This is a genomic window from Streptomyces sp. Qhu_M48 (assembly GCF_051305195.1).
In the GTDB taxonomy this organism is placed as follows: domain Bacteria; phylum Actinomycetota; class Actinomycetes; order Streptomycetales; family Streptomycetaceae; genus Streptomyces.
Genome location: NZ_CP195432.1, coordinates 5,561,331 through 5,578,470 on the forward strand (window position 1 = coordinate 5,561,331; position 17,140 = coordinate 5,578,470).

Below are 17,140 nucleotides of genomic sequence, written 5' to 3' on the forward strand. Positions count from 1 at the left end.
TCGCGTGGGGTCAGGCGACGAGCCCCGCCTCGGACGTGGCGTCGGCCCGGGTGTCGGACGTGGCGTCGGCGGGCGGCGCGGGCTTGGGGTCCCGCATCACCAGGGTGGCCAGGACGGCAGCGGCGAGGACACCGACAGCGCTGATGGTGAAGGTGGTGGCCATCGAGGAGGTGAAGGCCTCGCGGGCGGCGGCGACCAGGCCGGGGTCGCCCTGGGCGGCGGCCAGTGCGCCGCCGATCGACTGCCGGGCCGCCTCGGGGGCGTCGTCCGGCATCTCGGCGGAGTAGGTGCTGGTGAGGAGCGAGCCGAGGATCGCGATGCCGAGCGCGGTGCCGGCCTGCTGGATGGTGTCGTTCAGGGCGGAGCCGACACCCGCCTTCTCCTCGGGGATGGTGCTCATCAGGGCGCCCACGGCGGCCGGCATCGCGAGTCCGGCGCCGAGACCGAGGAGACCGAGGGCGATGGCCGGGACGGTGAAGCCGGAGTGGGCGTCGACCGTGGTCAGCAGGGCGAAGGAACCGGCCATGACGAGCATGCCGACCAGGATCAGGACGCGGTTGCCGGTCTTCGCGGCGAGACCGGCACCGGCGCCGTTGCCGATCAGGGCGGCGACGGCGAGCGGGACGAAGGCGAGGCCGGCCTTGACCGGCGAGTAGCCGAGGACGAACTGCAGGTACTGGGTGAGGACGAGGAGCAGGCCGCCGTTGCCGATCTGCACGAGGGTCAGCGAGAGCGAACCGCCGCTGAAGTTGCGGTTCCTGAAGAGGACCAGCGGCACCATCGGCTCGGGGGTGACGTTCTCCCAGACCAAGAACCCGACGAGGGTGACGACCGCGACGGCCAGGGTGACGAGTCCGCGCCCCTCGAAGGCGCCGTGCTGCGGGATCTCGATGATCCACCAGATCATCGCGGTCATGCCGACCGCGGAGAGGATCGCACCGAGCGGATCGGGCTTCTGCCACGGGCCCTTCGACTCCGGCATCAGGGTGAGGGCGGCCAGGACGGCGAGGACGACGACCGGGACGTTGATGAAGAAGATGGACTGCCAGGAGAAGTGGTCGATCAGGAAGCCGCCGAGGACGGGGCTGCCGACCAGGCCGAGCATCGAGACCGAGCCCCAGGCCGCCATCGCCCGGGGGCGCTCGTCCTCGTCGAAGACGGTGATGAGGATGGAGAGCGTCGAGGGCATGATCAGCGCGCCGCCGACTCCCATGGCGATCCGCGCGGCGATGACCTCGCCGGGGCTGGTGCAGACGGTCGCGGCGAGGGAGGCCGCGCCGAAGAGCAGCAGGCCGATGATCATGATCTTCCGTCGGCCGAAGCGGTCACCCAGGCTTCCGGAGGTGAGCAGGAGTCCCGCGAAGACCAGGATGTAGGAGTCCAGGATCCACTGGATGTCCTGGGCGCTCGCCCCGATGTCCGCGGTCATGGCCGGGACCGCGACGGTCAGCGCCATGCTGTCGACGACCAGGACCAGGGTGCTGAGGCACAGCACGACCAGGATCCACCAACGGCGTGGGTTACGGGCTTCCATGGGACTTCCCCCCCGGTTCTCGTTCTCGCTCGTTCCTTCGATGCGAACACTGTACGCATCTGCGCACACCGTTCGCAACCCCGATCGCTGTACGCTGGATGCGAACGTCGTACGCAGCGAAGGAGGACCATGGCCGCCAAGGCGCAACCCGTTCCGTCCGTGTGGGCCCGACAGCAGTCCGCCCCCGACCAGCCCGCGCTCAGCCGGGCCGCGATCGTCCGCGAGGCGATCGTCATGCTCGACGCCGACGGCATCGAGGCGCTCAGCATGCGCAAGCTCGGCGCCCGGCTGAACGCGGGCGCCACCTCCCTCTACCGCCATGTCGCCACCAAGGACGAGCTGATGGAGCTCGCCGTGGACGAGGTCGCGGCCGAGTTCTCCGTCCCGGCCCCGGGCGGCCCCTGGCGCACCGCCGTCACCGAGGCCGCGGTCTCGTTCCGCGCCACGGCCCTGCGTCACCCGTGGCTCTCGGCCGTCCTCGGGCAGGCGGGCCTCGCCTATCTGGGCCCCAACCTGATGGCGTACTCCGAGCGGCTCGCCGGACTCTTCGCGGCCACCGGCTTCCCCGAGCCGAGCCGTGCGATCGACACCGTCCTGTCGTACGTCATCGGCATGAGCACGACCGAGGCCGCCTGGCTCACCACCGTTGCCCGCTCGGGAGACACCGAGGCCGGGTTCATCGCCCGCCTGATGCCCGCCGCACAGGAGGCGGCGGCCGGCCACGACCATCTCACCGGGGCCTACGCCGACGCCGCCGTCCACGCGACGGCCGATCCGGTCGCCCTTCGCGACGAGAAGTTCTTCTACGGCCTCGACGTGGTCCTGGACGGTCTGGAGATGCGGCTCCCGCGCTGACGGGACGCCGGGCCGGTACGGGGAACGGGGCCCCGCCCCGGCCCCTGCCGCGCCTCCGCCCCCGGACCAGGACCCGCCCCCGGCTCCCGGTCCGGCTCCGACTCCGACTCCCGGTCCGGCTCCGACTCCCGGTCCGGCTCCGGCCACAGGAGCGCCGCGCTCAGGGCGCCCGCGAGCGCGACCGCGGTGAGCGCGGCCGCCGAGGCCGCGGGGCCCGCCGTCGCGGCGAGCAGGCCGGCGAGCGGGTAGGTGAGCAGCCAGCAGGCGTGCGAGAGGGAGAACCGGGCCGCGAAGGCGGCGGGCAGGTCGCCCGCGCGGACGGAGCGGCGCACCACCCTGCCGCCGGGGGTGAGGACCGCCGAGCCCGCGGCGCCGGTGATCAGCCAGACCGCGAGCAGGGCCGGCCAGGACCAGGCGCCGGGCGGGACGGCGAGACCGAGGGCCAGGAGTCCGAGGGCCCCGGGGAGGACGAGGGCGGCGCGCACCATGACCGCGCGGTCGCCGCACCGCTCCAGGACGCGCGGCAGGAGCAGGGCCACCGCCATCGAGCCCGCGCCGTACGCGCCGAGGGCGAGCGGCACGTCCCCGGCGGGGCGGCCGAGCGTGTCGCGGACCAGGAGGACGGTGTCGACCAGGACCACGGCACCGGCCGCCGCGACGGCCAGGTCGAGGGCGAGGAGGGCCCGCAGGCGCGGGACGGCGAGCAGGAGCCGGATGCCGGAGACCGCCTTGGCGTACGTCCGCGGGCAGGGAGCGTCGCCTCCGGCGCGGTCCGGTGCGGGGCGGGCGGGCGCCGGGTCCGGCAGCGCGGTCGAGCGGACCAGGAGGGCGGAGGCGAGGAAGCCCGCGGCGGTGCCCGCGAAGAGCCAGGAGTACGGGAGGACGGTCAGCAGCGCGACGGCGAGCACCGGGCTCGCCAGGCTCTCCAGGTCGTGGGCGAGCCGGGCGAGCGACAGGGCCCCGGTGTAGTCGCGCTCGTCGGGCAGCACCTGCGGGATCGTCGCCTGGAAGGCCGGGGTGAAGGCGGCCGACGCGGCCTGGAGCAGCAGGATCAGCAGGTAGACCTGCCAGATTCGGCCGACGAACGGCAGGGCCAGGACGACCGCCGCCCGCACCAGGTCCATGGCGACGAGCAGCGCGCGCCGGGGTACGCGGTCGGCGAGGGCGCCGACGAGCGGGGCGATCAGGACGTACGCGGCCATTTTGATCGCCAGGGCGGTGCCGAGCACGGCGGTGGCGTTCGCGCCCGCCAGCTCGTACGCGAGGAGGCTCAGCGCGACGGTAGCGAGGCCCGTGCCGGTGAGGGCGACGACCTGGGCGCCGAACAGACGGCGGTAGGTGGGGTTGCGCAGCACGGACAGCATGAGGACGCCCCCGGTCGGCCACGGCGGACTGCGGACGTCACCACCGTAACCGACGTGTGCACGATTGCGCACATGTTGACGTGCGTGGGGGCGGGGTCGTCCTCAGTCGTGCCAGGGCTCCCCGCTCACCTCGTGGTCGGCGCGGCTGATCGCCTCGACCACCAGGCGCTTCAGATGCCCGTCAGGCATCGCGTACACGACCCGGCGGCCGTCCTTGCGGGACTGGACGAGCCCGGCGAGGCGCAGCTTGGCCAGATGCTGACTCACCGCCGGGCGCGCGGCCCCGCACGCCTCCGTCAGGGCGGTCACGTCCGCCTCGCCCCGGGTGAGCAGCCAGACCAGATGCAGCCGGGTCGAGTCCGAGAGCAGCCCGAACACCTCCGCCGCCGCCGAGAGTTCGAGCGCTCCGGGCGTCCGCTCGTGCGGCCGGGACGCGGCCTCGGGATGTACGCGCTCAGACATGCGCTCATCGTAGGCGGCCCCGAGGAGACAGCGCTGCGGCGCTCCCCGGGGACCCCTCGGGCGCCCCTCGGGCGCTCCTCGGGCGCTCCTCGGGCGCTCGTCGGGCGCTCCTCAGGTCTCGCCGTCGACCGCTACCTCAGGCGCTCCTCAGGCGGTGGATACCGCACTCTGGAAGCGGATGCGGGGCGGTCCGCCCGGGTCCGGGCGGGGCACCGCGGCGCGGGCCCGGTAGACCTCGGCGATCAGCTCCTCGGTGAGCGACTCGCCCGGTGTGCCACCGGTGGCGGAGAGGTGCCGACGGGGGCGTCAGACGCGCAGTTCCTTCGCCTCGAACCGGCCTTCGCCCAGGACGAGGACGAAGGAGACCTGCTGCCCCTCGGAGAGCGACCGCCCCTCCCCCTCGATGTCCTCGGCGCTGAAGTAGACCTGCTCCTCGGAGCCCACGGGAACGACGAATCCGTACCCGCCGGCGCGGTTGAAGGAATGCACGAACCCTATGTTTCTGCCCTCCACGGCGGCCTCCTCGTCGTCACCGGTGGCGCGGCCGAGGGGGCGGGGACCCCGCTCGGCCGCGTTCACGCCTCAGGGGACTTTTACCCCGTTCGTCCGGCGTTCGCCCGTTGCCCGCACCTCGACCGGTGTCACCGGGCTCCCGCCTGAAGCGTGCGCAAGGAAGGGCCGCGCTCGGTCCGCGTCGCCCCGAAGGCGTACGGGCGGCCCGGGGGAGGGGTGTGGTGCGTACACACCCCATTGGGTCTGTACAATCTTCAACAGAGGCCCGGTGCCGGAGATCCCCCGTGTCCGGCACCGGGCCTCCTCATGCCCCGAACCGCCACGGTCGTGGCGACGCCTCCGAGGGCGCCGAGAGCGGTGGCGCGGAGCAGGACAGTCGACCTTCTGTCAGGTCGTCGTGGCGCCCGGGTACGCGATCCTCGCCGTGATCGCGGCGATGCGCCGCGCCGACTCCTCCGGGGAGGCCACCGGCTGGACGATGTGACTGACGGTGAGCCGTACCACCGTCTCGACGGCGAGTCCGCGCGACTCCTCGTCCACGTCGGGCCAGGCCTCGCTCGCGTACGCGTCGAGCATCGTCATCGCCGTGCCGAAGACCGGCTCCGGGCGGGTCGTGAGGTAGGCGAGGAGATCGTCCTCGCCGCCGCGCGCCGCCACCAGCACACTCTTGACCAGCGGGTTGTCCACCGTCTGCTGGAGCGTGTAGCCGACCCCCGCGGCGGCCGCGGCCTCCAGGTCGCCCCGGTGGGTGTCGAGTTCGCGTTGGATGCCGACCAGGAAGCCCTCCAGCTCGCGCTGGACCAGGGCGTTGCCGATCGCCTCCTTCGAACCGAACTCGTTGTAGAGGGTCTGCCGGCTGATGCCCGCTGTCCGCGCGACGGCGGTCATGCGCAGGCCGCCCCAGCCGTCGGCGGCGACGAGGCGGTAGGCGGCGTCGAGCACCTGCTCGCGCAGCAGGGACCGAACACTCTCACGGAAGCGTGTCATCGTGCGGTCACCCTATCCGTGCCGTCCCGAGCCGGGCCCTGGGCGGATTCCGCCCTATCCGTACGCCTGATCCGCACGCCCGATCCCTACCCCAGTGCACGCGATCCGTACGCGCCCGCCCCGTGGGCCCGGTCGCCGCCTCATCGCGGGTGCTTGGTGCGCGCGTAGTGGCGGCGGGCGCGATCGCGGTTGCCGCAGTCGCCGGAGCTGCACCACCGCCGGGTGCCACCCCGGCTGCGGTCGAGGAAGAACCACCCGCAGCCGGGGCCCTCGCAGCGCCGGATCCGAGTGAGGGACGGGCCGCCGAGCAGCGCTTCGGCCTCCAGCGCGAGGGCGTGAACGAGGTCGGCCGGCCGCTCCGTGCCCGGGTGCCAGCGCAGGGGGAACGCGGGTGGCAGTTCGGCGTTCCGGCGGGCCAGCAGGAGGGACCGGCGGAGCTCCCCCCACGGCCCCGGCGGCGGGGGCTCGCCGTCGACGAGGTGGTCCAGGACGGGCCAGAGCTGGGCGCGCAGGTGCAGCAGCGCGGCCAGTTCCCGCTCGGTCTCCTCGGGTTCGGCCGTCGCGGACGTCCCGCCGGGCTCCTCGGACCGGCCCGGCGCGAGCAGCCCGGCGGCGGCCCCCCACCTCGCCCAGGCCCTGGCGCCCGTGACCCGCTCGGCGCGGCGTGCGGGGTCCGTACGCCAGGCGACGGTGTTGGCGAAGTCCAGTACCGGATGCCCGCCCATGAGCGAGACCCCCGCGTCGGGGGTGTGCGCACCGCGCGTCGCGGACGGGACGCCGGTTCCATTTGTCTCTGCTGCCACCTGGCCATTCTATATACCTAACGACCTTGAGGGCTTATGGCTGTTAGCCTGCGATCATGGAAAGCATCTCGCCCCCGCACGGCGCCGCTCCGCCTCGTGAGCGTTTCCGCTCCGGCCTGACCATCGGGTCGGGCCTGGCGGTCGCCTCGTTCCTGCTGGCCGTCAGCTTCGGCGCACTGGCCCGGGCGCAGGGGTGGAGCGCCCTCGCGACCGTCCTGTGCTCGATGGTCGTCTTCTCCGGCTCCGCCCAGTTCGCCCTGGTGGCCGCCCTGGGTACGGGTGGGGGCATAGCGACCGCCGTCACGGCGGCGGCCCTCATCAACAGCCGCTTCCTTCCCATGGGGATGGCCGTCGCGGGCGACCTGCGCGGCGGCCGGCTGCGCCGGGCGCTGGAGGGCCAGACGGTGGTGGACGGTTCGTGGGCGGCCGCGCACCTCGGCGGCGGACGGTTCGACCGGCTCGTGCTCTTCGGCGCGACCGCGGTCCAATGGCCGGCATGGGTCGCGGGGACCGCGCTCGGGGTCGCCGTCGCCCCCGATCCGCGCCTCCTGCACACGCTCGGGCTGGACGTCCTGACCCCCGCGCTCTTCCTGATGCTGCTGGTCGACGGGCTCCGCAAGGAGCGGGCCCACCGGCTGCCCGCTCTGCTCGGCGCGGTCCTGGCGGCAGGGCTGATCACCGTCCTGCCCACCGGACCGGCCTTGATCGGTGCGGCCGCGGCCGCTCTGGTCGCCCTCTTCGTACCCGCCGGCGGGGCACCCTCCCGCCCACTGCCCTCCGACGGTCCCGCCGACTCCGCCCCGGAGGTGGCGCGATGAGCCTCTGGATCGCCATCGGCGCCGTCGCCCTGGTCAGCTTCGCCTTCAAGGCCATCGGCCCGGCCTCCCTGGCCGGCCGGGAACTGCCCGACCGCACCCGGTCCGTGATCGCGCTCCTGGCGCCGGCCCTGCTCGCCGGATTCGTCGTGACGGCGGTCGCCGGGCCGGGCTGGCGCTCCCTCGACCTCACCGTGCTCGCCGGGCTCTCGGCCGTGGTCGTCCTGCGTCGGTCGCGGGCACCACTGCCCCTGGCCCTCCTGGGCGCGGTGGCCGTCACCGCGCTCCTGCGGCTCTGGACCGGGTGACACCCGCCGTACGCCACCCGGAACGGGCTGCCCCCGCGAGGGCCTGCTCGCGGAGCGTTTCCCGGCCCTTGAGGCGCGGGACCGGACCCTGGCCCTGCACTCCCAACGGCCTTCGGCTCACCCCTCCTTGTCGGCCTTCCACCGGTCGGGGTGGTCGCGGTACCACCGCACGGTCGCGCTCAGCCCGTCCTCGAAGGAGGTCCGGGGCGTGTACCCCAGCTCCTCGCGGATCTTGGCGTCGGAGAGCGAGTACCGCAGGTCGTGGCCCTTGCGGTCCTCGACGTACCGGATCATCGAGCGGTCCGCGCCACAGAGTTCGAGGATCCGCTCGGTCAGGTCGAGGTTGCTGAGCTCGTTCCCGCTGCCGATGTTGTACGTCTCGCCCGCCCGGCCCGCGGTGAGGACGAGGTGGACGGCGCGGCAGTGGTCGTCGACGTGCAGCCACTCGCGGACGTTGCGCCCGTCACCGTAGACCGGCACCGGGAGGCCCTCCAGGAGGTTGGTGACGAACCGCGGGATGAGCTTCTCGGGGTGCTGGTGGGGCCCGTAGTTGTTGGAGCAGCGGGTGATCGACAGGTCGAGCCCGTGGGTGCGCCAGTAGGAGCGGGCGACCAGGTCGGAGCTCGCCTTGGAGGCGGCGTACGGGGAGTTCGGCAGGAGCGGGGACTCCTCGGTCCACGCCCCCTCGTCGATCGTGCCGTACACCTCGTCGGTGGAGACGTGCACGAGCCGTCCGGTTCCGGTGCGGAGCGCGGCCTCCAGGACGGTCTGGGTGCCCAGGACGTTGGTGCGGACGAACTCGGCGGCCGACTCCAGGGAGCGGTCGACGTGGGACTCGGCGGCGAAGTGGACGACCGCGTCGTGCCCGGGGAGCAGGTCGAGCAGGAGCGGCAGGTCGCAGATGTCGCCGCGCACGAAGGTGAGCCGTCCGTGGGAGGCCGGCAGGTTGGCGCGGTTGCCGGCGTAGGTCAGCTTGTCGAGGACGGTGACGGTGTCCGTGCCGTCGCCGCCGTACTCCCCGGCGAGCAGGGAGCGGACGTAGTGGGAGCCGATGAACCCGGCCCCGCCGGTGACGAGGATTCTCATGCCGTTCCCCCGGGGAGCGCGTCGGGCTGGATCGGGACGGTGGTGCACAGATATCGCATGGTTCTCTCTCCGCGGAGCGGGCGTGGGGGCTGAGGTCGTGGAGGACTGGGGTCGTGGGGGGGGGGGGCTGGGGTGGCGGGAGGGGGTCAGCCGGCGCGGGCTATCTCCATGACGTACTGGCCGTAGGGGGACTTGGACAGCCCCTCCCCGAGCCGCAGGCAGGCCTCCCGGTCGATGAAGCCCATACGCCAGGCGACCTCCTCCAGGCAGGCGAGCCGTACGCCCTGGCGGTGCTCCAGGATCTGCACGTACTGGCCGGCCTCGGTGAGCGCGTCGTGGGTTCCGGCGTCGAGCCAGACGAATCCGCGTCCGAGGGACACCAGTTCGGCCTTGCCCCGCTCCAGGTAGACCCGGTTGACGTCGGTGATCTCCAGTTCGCCCCGGGCGGAGGGGGTGAGGTTCTTCGCGATGTCGACGACGCCGTTGTCGTAGAAGTAGAGCCCGGTGATGGCCAGGTCGGAGCGCGGGTGCGCGGGCTTCTCCTCCAAGGAGACGAGCCGCCCGGCCGCGTCCACCTCGCCGACGCCGTACCGCTCGGGGTCGCGGACCGGATAGCCGAAGAGCACACAGCCGTCCACGGTCCGGGCCTTCTCCTGGAGGATCGCGGAGAAGCCGGGCCCGTGGAAGATGTTGTCGCCGAGGACGAGGGCGACGGAGTCGTCCCCGATGTGGTCGGCGGAGATGACGAAGGCCTCGGCGAGGCCGCGGGGCTCGGCCTGGACGGCGTAGCTGAGCGAGATGCCCAGCGGGGCGCCGTCACCGAGCAGCCGGCGGAAGTTCTCGATGTCGTCGGGGGACGAGATGATCTGGATGTCCCGGATCCCGGCGAGCATCAGCACGGAGATCGGGTAGTAGATCATCGGCTTGTCGTAGACCGGCAGCATCTGCTTGGACGTGCCGAGGGTGATCGGGTGCAGCCGGGTGCCGTGGCCTCCGGCCAGGACGATGCCTTTCACGGTTCTCTCCTCCTGGGCTTCCCAGCCTCATCGGTGCGGTGGTGGGCGGTGTGGTGGTGGGCGGTGTGGTGGTGGGCGGTGTGGTGGTGGGCGGTGTGGTGGTGGGCGGTGTGGTGGTGGGCGGTGCTGTCGTGGGCGGTGCTGTCGTGGGCGGTGCTGTCGTGGGCGGTGCGGTTCAGGGCCCGGTCGGGGTGCGCGCGGGCCGTGCGGCCGCGTCGGCGCGGGGCCGGGCGGCTTCGGGCACCGGTCGGACGAGGGCGGCCCGTCGGCGTACGGCGTCGAGGAGGCGGGCCTGGCGAAGCGGTGCCTCCCGGTCGTGGGCGGCGGGTTCCCCGGCGCGTACGGACGCGACGAGGGCGGCGAACGCGGCGACCGTGTTGCGGACCTGGTCGTCGGCGTCCAGGACGCGTTCCTCGACACCGGTACGGGTCTCCAGCCGGACGACCGGGCGGTGGCCGGCCGGCGGGGTGTAGGCCCGTTCCACGGTGAGCCGCCCCGCGCTCCCCCACAGCTCGTACGCCGAGCGGTAGCCGTGGTCCATGCCGAAGGCGATGTGCGCGGTCACCCCGGCCGGGGTGGCGAGCAACGCCCCGCCCGCGGTCTCGACCCGGCTTCCCGCGCCCCGGACGAGGTGCGCGCCGAGGACGTCGAGGTCGTCTCCGAGCAGATGCTGGGCTGCCCGCAGCGGGTAGACGCCGACGTCGCCGAGGGCGCCGCCGCCGAGCTCCGGATCGTGCCGGATGTCGGTGTCCGGCAGGCGCGGGATGCCGAACGAGGCGTGCAGGGAGCGGAGTTCGCCGATGACCCCGTCCGCGACGAGTGCGCGGACGTCCGTGTGGAGCCGGTGATGGACGAACATGACGTTCTCCATCAGCGCGAGCCCGGCCGCCTCGGCCAGGTCGAGCAGGGCGGCGGTGGACTCCAGGTCGGTGGTGAGCGGCTTCTCGGCCAGCACGTGCTTGCCCGCGCGCAGCGCCGCCCCGGTCCACTCGGCGTGCAGGGCGGCCGGCAGCGGTACGTACACGGCGTCGACGTCGTCCCGCCGGAGCAGGGCCTCGTAGCCGAGGACCGCCGCGGCGCCGTACGGGGCGGCCGCCGCGGCGGCCTTCTCCGGGTCACGGCTGGCGACCGCGGCGACCTCGGTCTCCGGGAGCGCGGCCATGGCGGGCAGCATGCGCCGGACGGCGATGTCGGCGCAGCCGAGCACACCGATCCGCAGGGGTGCCGGGGTGCTCATCGGCCCGGCACCGCCCCGGCGTGGACGCAGGCGAGCAGGGTGCGGGCCTGGACGTTGAGGTAGTGGCCGTGCCGGGTGAGGGAGGTGAGCTGGGCGGCGGTCGCCCAGGCGTAGCCGGGCGGCGGTTCGGTCGGGGTCCGCTCCTCGTCGGCCTCGACCAGGAGGTAGCGGCTCTCGGCGTTGAGGAAGCGGCCGCCCTCCTCGGAGTGCACGGCCTCGTAGCGGATGCGGGCGGGGTCGGCGCCGAGGACGTCGTCGAGGAAGAGGGGGCGCTCCTCGGAGGGCAGATGGGCGTAGTTCCCGGGGGTGTACTGGACGGTGGGGGCCAGTTCGACGGTGTCGAGGAAGCCGCCCTCCACCCGGGCGTGCACCAGGTAGTGCGGGACGCCGCCGAAGTCGCGGGTCAGGAAGGCGGCGACGCCGAGACCGACCGGTTCGAACAACGGCTGGGTCCAGCTGGTCACTTCACGGTTCCCGGCCTGCACGGAGACGGCGACGACCTTGAAGTGCCGGCCCTCCTCGTGCTCGATGGTCTCGTCCCCGCGCTTCCAGCCGGGCAGGCCTCGCAGCGGGACGCGCCGGGCGCGCACGTCGTGGCGGGCGCGTTCGCCGGTGAACCAGGAGAGGAGCCGGACGTCGGAGAGCAGCGCGCCGGCGGCGGTGTCCTGGTGGGGCACGCAGGAGAGGACGGTCCGCGCGTCCATGTTGACGACGTTGTCCTGGTGGAGGAGTTCGCCGATCTGTCCGAGGGTGAGCCAGCAGAAGTCGTCCAGGAGCGGGACCTCGCCGGTGGCCTCGACGATCATGTTGCGGTTGGACTTGCGGAAGAACCAGGCGCCGTGCTCGGACTGGAGGGAGTCGGCGACGACCGTGCCGTGCTCCGAGGTCGTGAAGTACTCGATGTACTTCACGTCGCCGCCGCGGTGCGCCTTGGTGTAGTTGCTGCGGGTGGCCTGGACGGTGGGCGACAGCTGGAGCAGGTTGCGGTTGCCGGGCTCCATCTTGGCCTGCATGAGGAAGTGCAGGACGCCGTCGAACTCCTTGGCCAGGATGCCGAGGATGCCCACCTCGGGCTGTTTGATGACGGGCTGGTACCAGGAGCGGTAGGGGCCGTCGCCGTACGGTCCGGCCTCCTCGACGACGTGGAGGCCCTCGACGGTGAAGAAGCGGCCGCTGCGGTGGACGAGGTTGCCGCCGCCCTCCTCGAAGGACCAGCCGTCGAGCGCGTCGAAGGGGACCCGGTCGACGCGGAAGGTGTGCGCGCGGCGGCGTCCTTCGAGCCAGCCGTGGAACTCCTCGGTCGACAGGTGGGCGCCCCGGCCGGTGGCGGCCGACAGGGCTATCCGCTCGGCGAGCCCGGCGGGGCGGCGTGGGGTGAGGGCGACCGTCGGCGGGGCGGCGGCCCGCGCCGTGGTGTCGGCCCGTGTCGCGGCGGTGGCCTGCGGGGTGACGCCGGCGCGTGTCGTGGCGGTGCTCATCAGGAGTGTCCCTTCGCGCCGGGCGCCACGCCCGCGTTCCAGACCAGGTCGAAGGTGAAGGAGCGGATGCGCCAGCCCGCGGAGGTACGGACCACCCGGGCGTCGTAGTGGCCGCCGATGGCGAAGTGGGCCGAGGGTTCGGCGGGGTCGCGGACGTGGAAGGCGGTGAGGTGGGCACGCACCTCGGCCTCGTCGCCGCGCAGGTCGATCGCGTAGGCGCCGGTGAGGTGGTGGGTGCGGGCGAAGGTCGTACGGGCCATCCGCTGGAAGGCGGCGAGGCCTTCCATGCCCTTGTACTCGCCCATCGGGAAGACGAGGTGGACGTCCTCGGTGAAGACCGCGCCGAACCAGTCGTCGTCGCCGCGGTTCCTGTCGAGGTGCATGGCGTAGCGGTCGCAGACGGCGGCGATCTCGGCGCGGTCCGACAACGTCTTCACGGTGGAGCGGAGTTCGGCGAGCTCGGCGCGCGTGGCACCGGTCGTACGGTCGGTCGGGATGCCGGTCGTCGCATCGGTCGTGATGCCGGTCGTCGTGTCGGTCGTGGTCATGGTGTGGACCCTCTCCGGTCGGCGGTGCGGGGACAGCGGGCGTCAGTGGTGGCCGAAGCCCGTGGAGTGCCAGGTGCGGGGCCCGTCGAAGCCGCGGGCCCGCTCCGGGCGGCGCCAGCCGGCGACGGACCGGGAGACGGGGGCGGCCGGGACGGGGGCATCCTGTGTACGGGCGAGCAGGACGGCGGTGACGGCGGCGAGCTCCTCGGCGCTCGGCGCGCCCTTCTCGACGCGGAACAGGTGGGCGGGTGCGGTCACGTGGACGGCTCCTGTCATCGGGGCGGGGTCGGGGGCGTGCGTCGGTGTCACTGGGGCGGGTTGCCGTGCTTGCGGCGCGGCAGGTCGGCGTGTTTGGCGGCGAGCATGGCGACGGACCGGCAGAGCACGCGGCGGGTCTCGCGCGGGTCGATGACGTCGTCGACGAGACCGCGCTCGGCCGCGTAGTAGGGGTGGACGAGCTCTGCGCGGTACTCCTCGATCTTGCGGCGGCGCATGGCCTCGGGATCCTCGGCGGCGGCGATCTCGCGCCGGAAGACCACGTTTGCGGCTCCCTCGGCGCCCATGACGGCGATCTCGTTGGTGGGCCAGGCGAGGGAGATGTCGGCGCCGATCGAGCGCGAGTCCATGACGATGTACGCGCCGCCGTAGGCCTTGCGCAGGACGACGGAGATCCGGGGCACGGTCGCGTTGCAGTAGGCGTACAGCAGCTTGGCGCCGCGCCGGATGATGCCCTCGTGCTCCTGGTCGACGCCGGGCAGGAAGCCGGGGACGTCGACGAGGGTGACGATCGGGATGTTGAAGGCGTCGCAGAACTGGACGAAGCGCGCCCCCTTCTCGGAGGCCTTGATGTCGAGCACGCCCGCCATGGCGGCCGGCTGGTTGGCGACGATGCCGACGACGTGCCCGTCCAGCCGGGCGAGGGCGCAGACCAGGTTGGGCGCCCAGGCCGCGTGCACCTCCATGTGCTCCCCGTCGTCGACGAGTTCCTCGATGACCTCGCGGACGTCGTAGGAGCGGTTGCCGTCGGCGGGGACGAGGTCGAGCAGCCGGTCGCCGGGGCGGTCCACGGGGTCGGAGGTGTGCGCGACGGGCGGGTTCTCGCGGTTGTTCTGGGGGAGCATCGACAGGAGGTAGCGGACCTCGGCGATGCAGGTCTCCTCGTCGTCGTAGGCGAAGTGGGAGACACCGGAGACACCCGCGTGGACGTCGGCGCCGCCGAGCCCGTTCTGGGTGATCTCCTCACCGGTGACCGCCTTGACGACGTCCGGACCGGTGATGAACATCTGCGAGGTCTCGCGGACCATGAACACGAAGTCCGTCAGCGCCGGACTGTAGGCCGCGCCACCCGCGCACGGGCCCAGCATCACCGAGATCTGCGGGATCACACCCGACGCACGCGTGTTGCGCTGGAAGATCCCGCCGTACCCGGCGAGCGCCGAGACGCCCTCCTGGATACGGGCACCCGCGCCGTCGTTCAGCGACACCAGCGGAGCACCCGCCGCGATCGCCATGTCCATGATCTTGTGGATCTTCGTCGCGTGCGCCTCGCCCAGCGCGCCACCGAAGATCCGGAAATCGTGCGCGTACACGAAGACCGTACGGCCCTCGACCGTCCCCCAACCGGTGATCACACCGTCGGTGTACGGCTTCTTCGCCTCCAGGCCGAAACCCACGGCCCGGTGCCGGCGCAACTGCTCGACCTCCGTGAAGCTCCCCTTGTCGAGCAGCAGCGCGATCCGCTCACGGGCGGTCAGTTTGCCCTTGGCGTGCTGGCGTGCGGTGGCCTGGGGGTCGGGACCCTCCTGCGCCAGCTCCCGGAGCCGGCCGAGTTCGGCGAGACGGTCCGCGAGGGGCCCTCCGGCCGTGGACGTCGTGGTCATGCGCTTCCCACTCCCCTTTCGGTGTGCATGTCGTGCGAGTGGCTCGGGTGCGTGGCGTACGGGTGCGTGGTGTTCGGGCCGTACAGGTGCGTGTCGTACGCGTGCGGGGTGGACGCGTGCGTGTCGTACGCGGACGGGGTGGCCAGTCGCTCGGGCCGCAGCTCCCTCGTCGTGACGCGCGGCGTGGTGTCGCTGCGCAGCACGGCGGCCGCCGCGTGGTCCGGTCCGCCCGGCAGGTCGAGGACCGCCCAGCCGGCGGGGCGCCGGGCCCCGGCCCGCTCGGCCGCGCCGAGGTAGTCGGAGCCGAGCCCCCGCGCCAGCCCCGTGCCGAGCCCCTTGAGATAGGCCTCCTTGCGGGTCCACAGCCGGGCGAAGGCCTCCGCGAGCCGCTCCTCGGGCAGCTCGGCGAGTTCCTCCCGCTCGGCCGGGTGGAGCGCGGTACGGCACAGTTCGGCGGTCGCGTACGAGGGGACGCGCTGCACGTCGACGCCGACCGTCCGCCGTGCCACGCCGAGCAGTACGAGACCGTGGCTGTGGGACAGCGAGAAGGACGGCGGGTCGGGTACGCCGAGCAGCACCGGCCGGCCCCACGCCTCCCTCCCGAAGCGCAGCCGCCCGGCGGGGACCCCGGTGTACCGGGCGAGGACCCGGCGCAGCGCGAGGTGCGCCGCCAGGTACTGGACGCGGTCGCCGGGCCGTACGTACTCCGCCGCCCGGCGCCGTTCGGCGGGGTCGAGCTCCCCGGTCGTGAGGGCACGGGCGAGGGCGGAGTCCGCCGGGGGCGGGCGCAGTGTCCACAGGTGGAGGTCATCGTCCGCGACCCTCGGGAGCGGCATCGCGGACCGGCCTTTCGTCGGAGTCGGAGTCGGAGACGCGGCCACGGCCGCGGGCGGGGGCGGGGGTGGGGGTGGGGGCGGAGTCCCGGGCGCCGCTGTCGGTGTCCGTCCCGGCGGCGCCCCCGCGCGTCCCGCGGTACTCGACGCCGAGGGCGGCGAGCGCGGCGGTCAGGGAGACCAGACCGCCGAGCCAGAGGCCCGCGCGGGCGCCGAGCTGTTCGGTGAGCAGGCCGACGAGCAGGGCGCCCAGGGGGGTGGAGCCCTGCAGGATCAGGGTGTAGAGGGCGAGGATGCGGCCCCGGTAGCGGGGGTCGCTGCCGAGCTGGATCCGGTGGTTCGCCGCCTGGACGAAGTAGATCGAGGCGAATCCGGTGAGCGTGAGCAGGACGACCGCGCCGAGGAAGCCGGGCGCCCATCCGGCGGCCGTCTCCAGCGCACCGAAGGCGAGGGCCGCGCCGATGACGGTGCGGGCGGCGGGGCGGCCGCTCCGTCGGGTGCCGGCAATGGCGCCGAGCAGGGAGCCCGCGGCGAAGGCGGTGGTGAGCAGGCCGAAGGAGGTGGCGTCGGCGTGGAAGACGGTCTTGGCGAGCAGCGGCAGGGTGAGCTGGAAGTTCATGCCGAACAGGCCGATCACCGCGACCAGTGCCATGGGGAGGGTGAGGTCGGCGCGGGAGGCCGTGTAGCGGAGTCCGTCGATGATCCGGGCGTTCCTCCGCGCGTCCCCGTCCCCGGCGTCGGTCCCGTCTCCGGTCGCGTGCCCGAACCCGCTCTCGCCCTCGCCTCCGCCGCCTTCTCCCCGGACTCCCCCGAGGTTCTCCTCGGGCCGCATCATGCGCAGCCCCGCCACGGTGGCGAGGTAGCTGGCGGCGTTGACGGCGATGGCCCAGCCGGTGCCGAAGCCGGTGATGAGCAGTCCGGCGAGGGCCGGCCCCGCGACCCGGGCGACGCTGAAGTACGCGGCGCTCAGGCCGGAGGCGTTGGGCAGGAGGTCGTTCCCGACCAGTTCACCGACGAACGACATCCGGGTGGGGACCTCGACCGCGTTGACGACGCCGATGCCGAGCGCGAGCAGCCAGATGTGCCAGAGCCGTACCGTGCCGCTCAGCACGAGCACGGCGAGGACCAGGGCGAGCGCCCCGGCGGCCAGGTTGGCGGCGGTGAGCAGCATCCGCTTGTCGTAGCGGTCGGCGAGGCGCCCTCCGTAGAGGGTGAGGAGCAGCATCGGGGCGAACTGCAGGGCGGTCACCACCCCGAGGGCCGTCCCCGAGTCGCCGGTCATACCGAGGACGAGCCAGTCCTGGGCGACGACCATCGTCCAGGTCCCGGCCACCGACACCACCTGCCCGGCCGCGAAGAGCCGGAAGTTGCGGACGGACAGGGAGCGGAAGGTGTTCGTTCGGTCCTTCACCATGAGCGCG

The 17,140-nt window shown here is 73.2% G+C and carries 18 protein-coding genes; 3 read left to right on the plus strand and 15 right to left on the minus strand.

All coding sequences use genetic code 11. The features are described 5' to 3' along the window. Nucleotides 1–10: 10 nt before the first annotated feature. Nucleotides 11–1,534, minus strand: coding sequence for an MFS transporter (locus ACRRSS_RS25150; protein ID WP_435973383.1), 1,524 nt, complete (start codon nt 1,532–1,534; stop codon nt 11–13). 129 nt (nt 1,535–1,663) lie between these two features. Here ACRRSS_RS25150 and ACRRSS_RS25155 point away from each other — a divergent pair, with 129 nt between their 5' ends. Beyond that, nucleotides 1,664–2,389, plus strand: coding sequence for a TetR/AcrR family transcriptional regulator C-terminal domain-containing protein (locus tag ACRRSS_RS25155; RefSeq protein WP_435973384.1), 726 nt, complete (start codon nt 1,664–1,666; stop codon nt 2,387–2,389). Here ACRRSS_RS25155 and ACRRSS_RS25160 read toward each other — a convergent pair. The 5 genes from ACRRSS_RS25160 to ACRRSS_RS25180 all read right to left on the minus strand — a co-directional run bounded on the left by ACRRSS_RS25160 (nt 2,338) and on the right by ACRRSS_RS25180 (nt 6,518). Further along, nucleotides 2,338–3,753, minus strand: coding sequence for an MFS transporter (locus tag ACRRSS_RS25160; RefSeq protein WP_435973385.1), 1,416 nt, complete (start codon nt 3,751–3,753; stop codon nt 2,338–2,340). The genes ACRRSS_RS25155 and ACRRSS_RS25160 overlap by 52 nt on opposite strands. Before the next feature lie 102 nt (nt 3,754–3,855). Next, nucleotides 3,856–4,215: an ArsR/SmtB family transcription factor gene (locus tag ACRRSS_RS25165; protein ID WP_435973386.1), complete on the minus strand. Its 360-nt coding sequence runs from the start codon at nt 4,213–4,215 to the stop codon at nt 3,856–3,858. Between the two features lie 306 nt (nt 4,216–4,521). Then, on the minus strand, nt 4,522–4,704 hold the full coding sequence (locus tag ACRRSS_RS25170) for a cold-shock protein (protein ID WP_435973387.1): 183 nt from the start codon (nt 4,702–4,704) through the stop codon (nt 4,522–4,524). Nucleotides 4,705–5,115: 411 nt separating this feature from the next. Beyond that, a complete protein-coding gene (locus ACRRSS_RS25175; RefSeq protein ID WP_435973388.1) occupies nt 5,116–5,715 on the minus strand; it encodes a TetR family transcriptional regulator in 600 nt (199 codons plus the stop codon). 140 nt (nt 5,716–5,855) lie between these two features. Continuing rightward, nucleotides 5,856–6,518, minus strand: a complete 663-nt coding sequence (locus ACRRSS_RS25180; RefSeq protein ID WP_435973389.1) for a CGNR zinc finger domain-containing protein — start codon at nt 6,516–6,518, stop codon at nt 5,856–5,858. A gap of 56 nt (nt 6,519–6,574) precedes the next feature. On the opposite strand from ACRRSS_RS25180, the gene ACRRSS_RS25185 reads away from it, so the two are divergent. Together ACRRSS_RS25185 and ACRRSS_RS25190 are read left to right on the plus strand one after the other, a co-directional pair. Next, a complete protein-coding gene (locus ACRRSS_RS25185; protein WP_435973390.1) occupies nt 6,575–7,336 on the plus strand; it encodes an AzlC family ABC transporter permease in 762 nt (253 codons plus the stop codon). Then, nucleotides 7,333–7,641 carry an AzlD domain-containing protein gene (locus tag ACRRSS_RS25190; RefSeq protein ID WP_435973391.1) on the plus strand — a complete coding sequence of 103 codons (309 nt, stop codon included), beginning with the start codon at nt 7,333–7,335 and terminating at the stop codon, nt 7,639–7,641. The genes ACRRSS_RS25185 and ACRRSS_RS25190 overlap by 4 nt, the downstream gene beginning before the upstream one ends. 117 nt (nt 7,642–7,758) lie before the next feature. Here the strand turns inward: ACRRSS_RS25190 and rfbB are convergent, their stop codons facing one another. From rfbB to ACRRSS_RS25235, 9 genes are all read right to left on the minus strand, one after another. Continuing rightward, nucleotides 7,759–8,727, minus strand: coding sequence for a dTDP-glucose 4,6-dehydratase (rfbB, locus tag ACRRSS_RS25195; RefSeq protein ID WP_435973392.1), 969 nt, complete (start codon nt 8,725–8,727; stop codon nt 7,759–7,761). Nucleotides 8,728–8,873: 146 nt separating this feature from the next. Continuing rightward, nucleotides 8,874–9,743 carry a glucose-1-phosphate thymidylyltransferase RfbA gene (rfbA, locus tag ACRRSS_RS25200; RefSeq protein ID WP_351903873.1) on the minus strand — a complete coding sequence of 290 codons (870 nt, stop codon included), beginning with the start codon at nt 9,741–9,743 and terminating at the stop codon, nt 8,874–8,876. A gap of 175 nt (nt 9,744–9,918) precedes the next feature. After that, complete coding sequence (locus tag ACRRSS_RS25205; RefSeq protein WP_435973393.1) at nt 9,919–10,980, minus strand: Gfo/Idh/MocA family protein; 1,062 nt, start codon at nt 10,978–10,980, stop codon at nt 9,919–9,921. Beyond that, a complete protein-coding gene (locus ACRRSS_RS25210) occupies nt 10,977–12,458 on the minus strand; it encodes an NDP-hexose 2,3-dehydratase family protein (protein WP_435973394.1) in 1,482 nt (493 codons plus the stop codon). Before ACRRSS_RS25210 ends, ACRRSS_RS25205 begins: the two co-directional genes overlap by 4 nt. Further along, nucleotides 12,458–13,006 (minus strand): nuclear transport factor 2 family protein, encoded by a 549-nt coding sequence (locus tag ACRRSS_RS25215; protein ID WP_435973395.1) that lies wholly within the window; start codon nt 13,004–13,006, stop codon nt 12,458–12,460. Before ACRRSS_RS25215 ends, ACRRSS_RS25210 begins: the two co-directional genes overlap by 1 nt. Before the next feature lie 42 nt (nt 13,007–13,048). Continuing rightward, a complete protein-coding gene (locus ACRRSS_RS25220; protein ID WP_435973396.1) occupies nt 13,049–13,264 on the minus strand; it encodes an acyl-CoA carboxylase subunit epsilon in 216 nt (71 codons plus the stop codon). A 47-nt stretch (nt 13,265–13,311) separates the two neighbouring features. Beyond that, on the minus strand, nt 13,312–14,886 hold the full coding sequence (locus tag ACRRSS_RS25225; protein WP_435973397.1) for an acyl-CoA carboxylase subunit beta: 1,575 nt from the start codon (nt 14,884–14,886) through the stop codon (nt 13,312–13,314). Further along, nucleotides 14,883–15,722, minus strand: coding sequence for a 4'-phosphopantetheinyl transferase family protein (locus ACRRSS_RS25230; RefSeq protein WP_435973398.1), 840 nt, complete (start codon nt 15,720–15,722; stop codon nt 14,883–14,885). The genes ACRRSS_RS25225 and ACRRSS_RS25230 overlap by 4 nt, the downstream gene beginning before the upstream one ends. After that, a complete protein-coding gene (locus ACRRSS_RS25235; RefSeq protein WP_435973399.1) occupies nt 15,694–17,133 on the minus strand; it encodes an MFS transporter in 1,440 nt (479 codons plus the stop codon). Before ACRRSS_RS25235 ends, ACRRSS_RS25230 begins: the two co-directional genes overlap by 29 nt. Nucleotides 17,134–17,140 lie beyond the last annotated feature (7 nt).

Bases quoted from the DNA above. Each gene is read 5' to 3' on its own strand.
- ACRRSS_RS25215 (WP_435973395.1), bottom strand. From the start codon at position 13,006: ATGACCACGACCGACACGACGACCGGCATCACGACCGATGCGACGACC.
- ACRRSS_RS25235 (WP_435973399.1), bottom strand. From the start codon at position 17,133: ATGGTGAAGGACCGAACGAACACCTTCCGCTCCCTGTCCGTCCGCAAC.
- ACRRSS_RS25175 (WP_435973388.1), bottom strand. From the start codon at position 5,715: ATGACACGCTTCCGTGAGAGTGTTCGGTCCCTGCTGCGCGAGCAGGTG.
- ACRRSS_RS25210 (WP_435973394.1), bottom strand. From the start codon at position 12,458: ATGAGCACCGCCACGACACGCGCCGGCGTCACCCCGCAGGCCACCGCC.
- ACRRSS_RS25225 (WP_435973397.1), bottom strand. From the start codon at position 14,886: ATGACCACGACGTCCACGGCCGGAGGGCCCCTCGCGGACCGTCTCGCC.
- ACRRSS_RS25160 (WP_435973385.1), bottom strand. From the start codon at position 3,753: ATGCTGTCCGTGCTGCGCAACCCCACCTACCGCCGTCTGTTCGGCGCC.
- ACRRSS_RS25230 (WP_435973398.1), bottom strand. From the start codon at position 15,722: ATGCCGCTCCCGAGGGTCGCGGACGATGACCTCCACCTGTGGACACTG.
- ACRRSS_RS25155 (WP_435973384.1), top strand. From the start codon at position 1,664: ATGGCCGCCAAGGCGCAACCCGTTCCGTCCGTGTGGGCCCGACAGCAG.
- ACRRSS_RS25190 (WP_435973391.1), top strand. From the start codon at position 7,333: ATGAGCCTCTGGATCGCCATCGGCGCCGTCGCCCTGGTCAGCTTCGCC.
- ACRRSS_RS25185 (WP_435973390.1), top strand. From the start codon at position 6,575: ATGGAAAGCATCTCGCCCCCGCACGGCGCCGCTCCGCCTCGTGAGCGT.
- ACRRSS_RS25205 (WP_435973393.1), bottom strand. From the start codon at position 10,980: ATGAGCACCCCGGCACCCCTGCGGATCGGTGTGCTCGGCTGCGCCGAC.
- ACRRSS_RS25165 (WP_435973386.1), bottom strand. From the start codon at position 4,215: ATGTCTGAGCGCGTACATCCCGAGGCCGCGTCCCGGCCGCACGAGCGG.
- rfbB (WP_435973392.1), bottom strand. From the start codon at position 8,727: ATGAGAATCCTCGTCACCGGCGGGGCCGGGTTCATCGGCTCCCACTAC.
- ACRRSS_RS25150 (WP_435973383.1), bottom strand. From the start codon at position 1,534: ATGGAAGCCCGTAACCCACGCCGTTGGTGGATCCTGGTCGTGCTGTGC.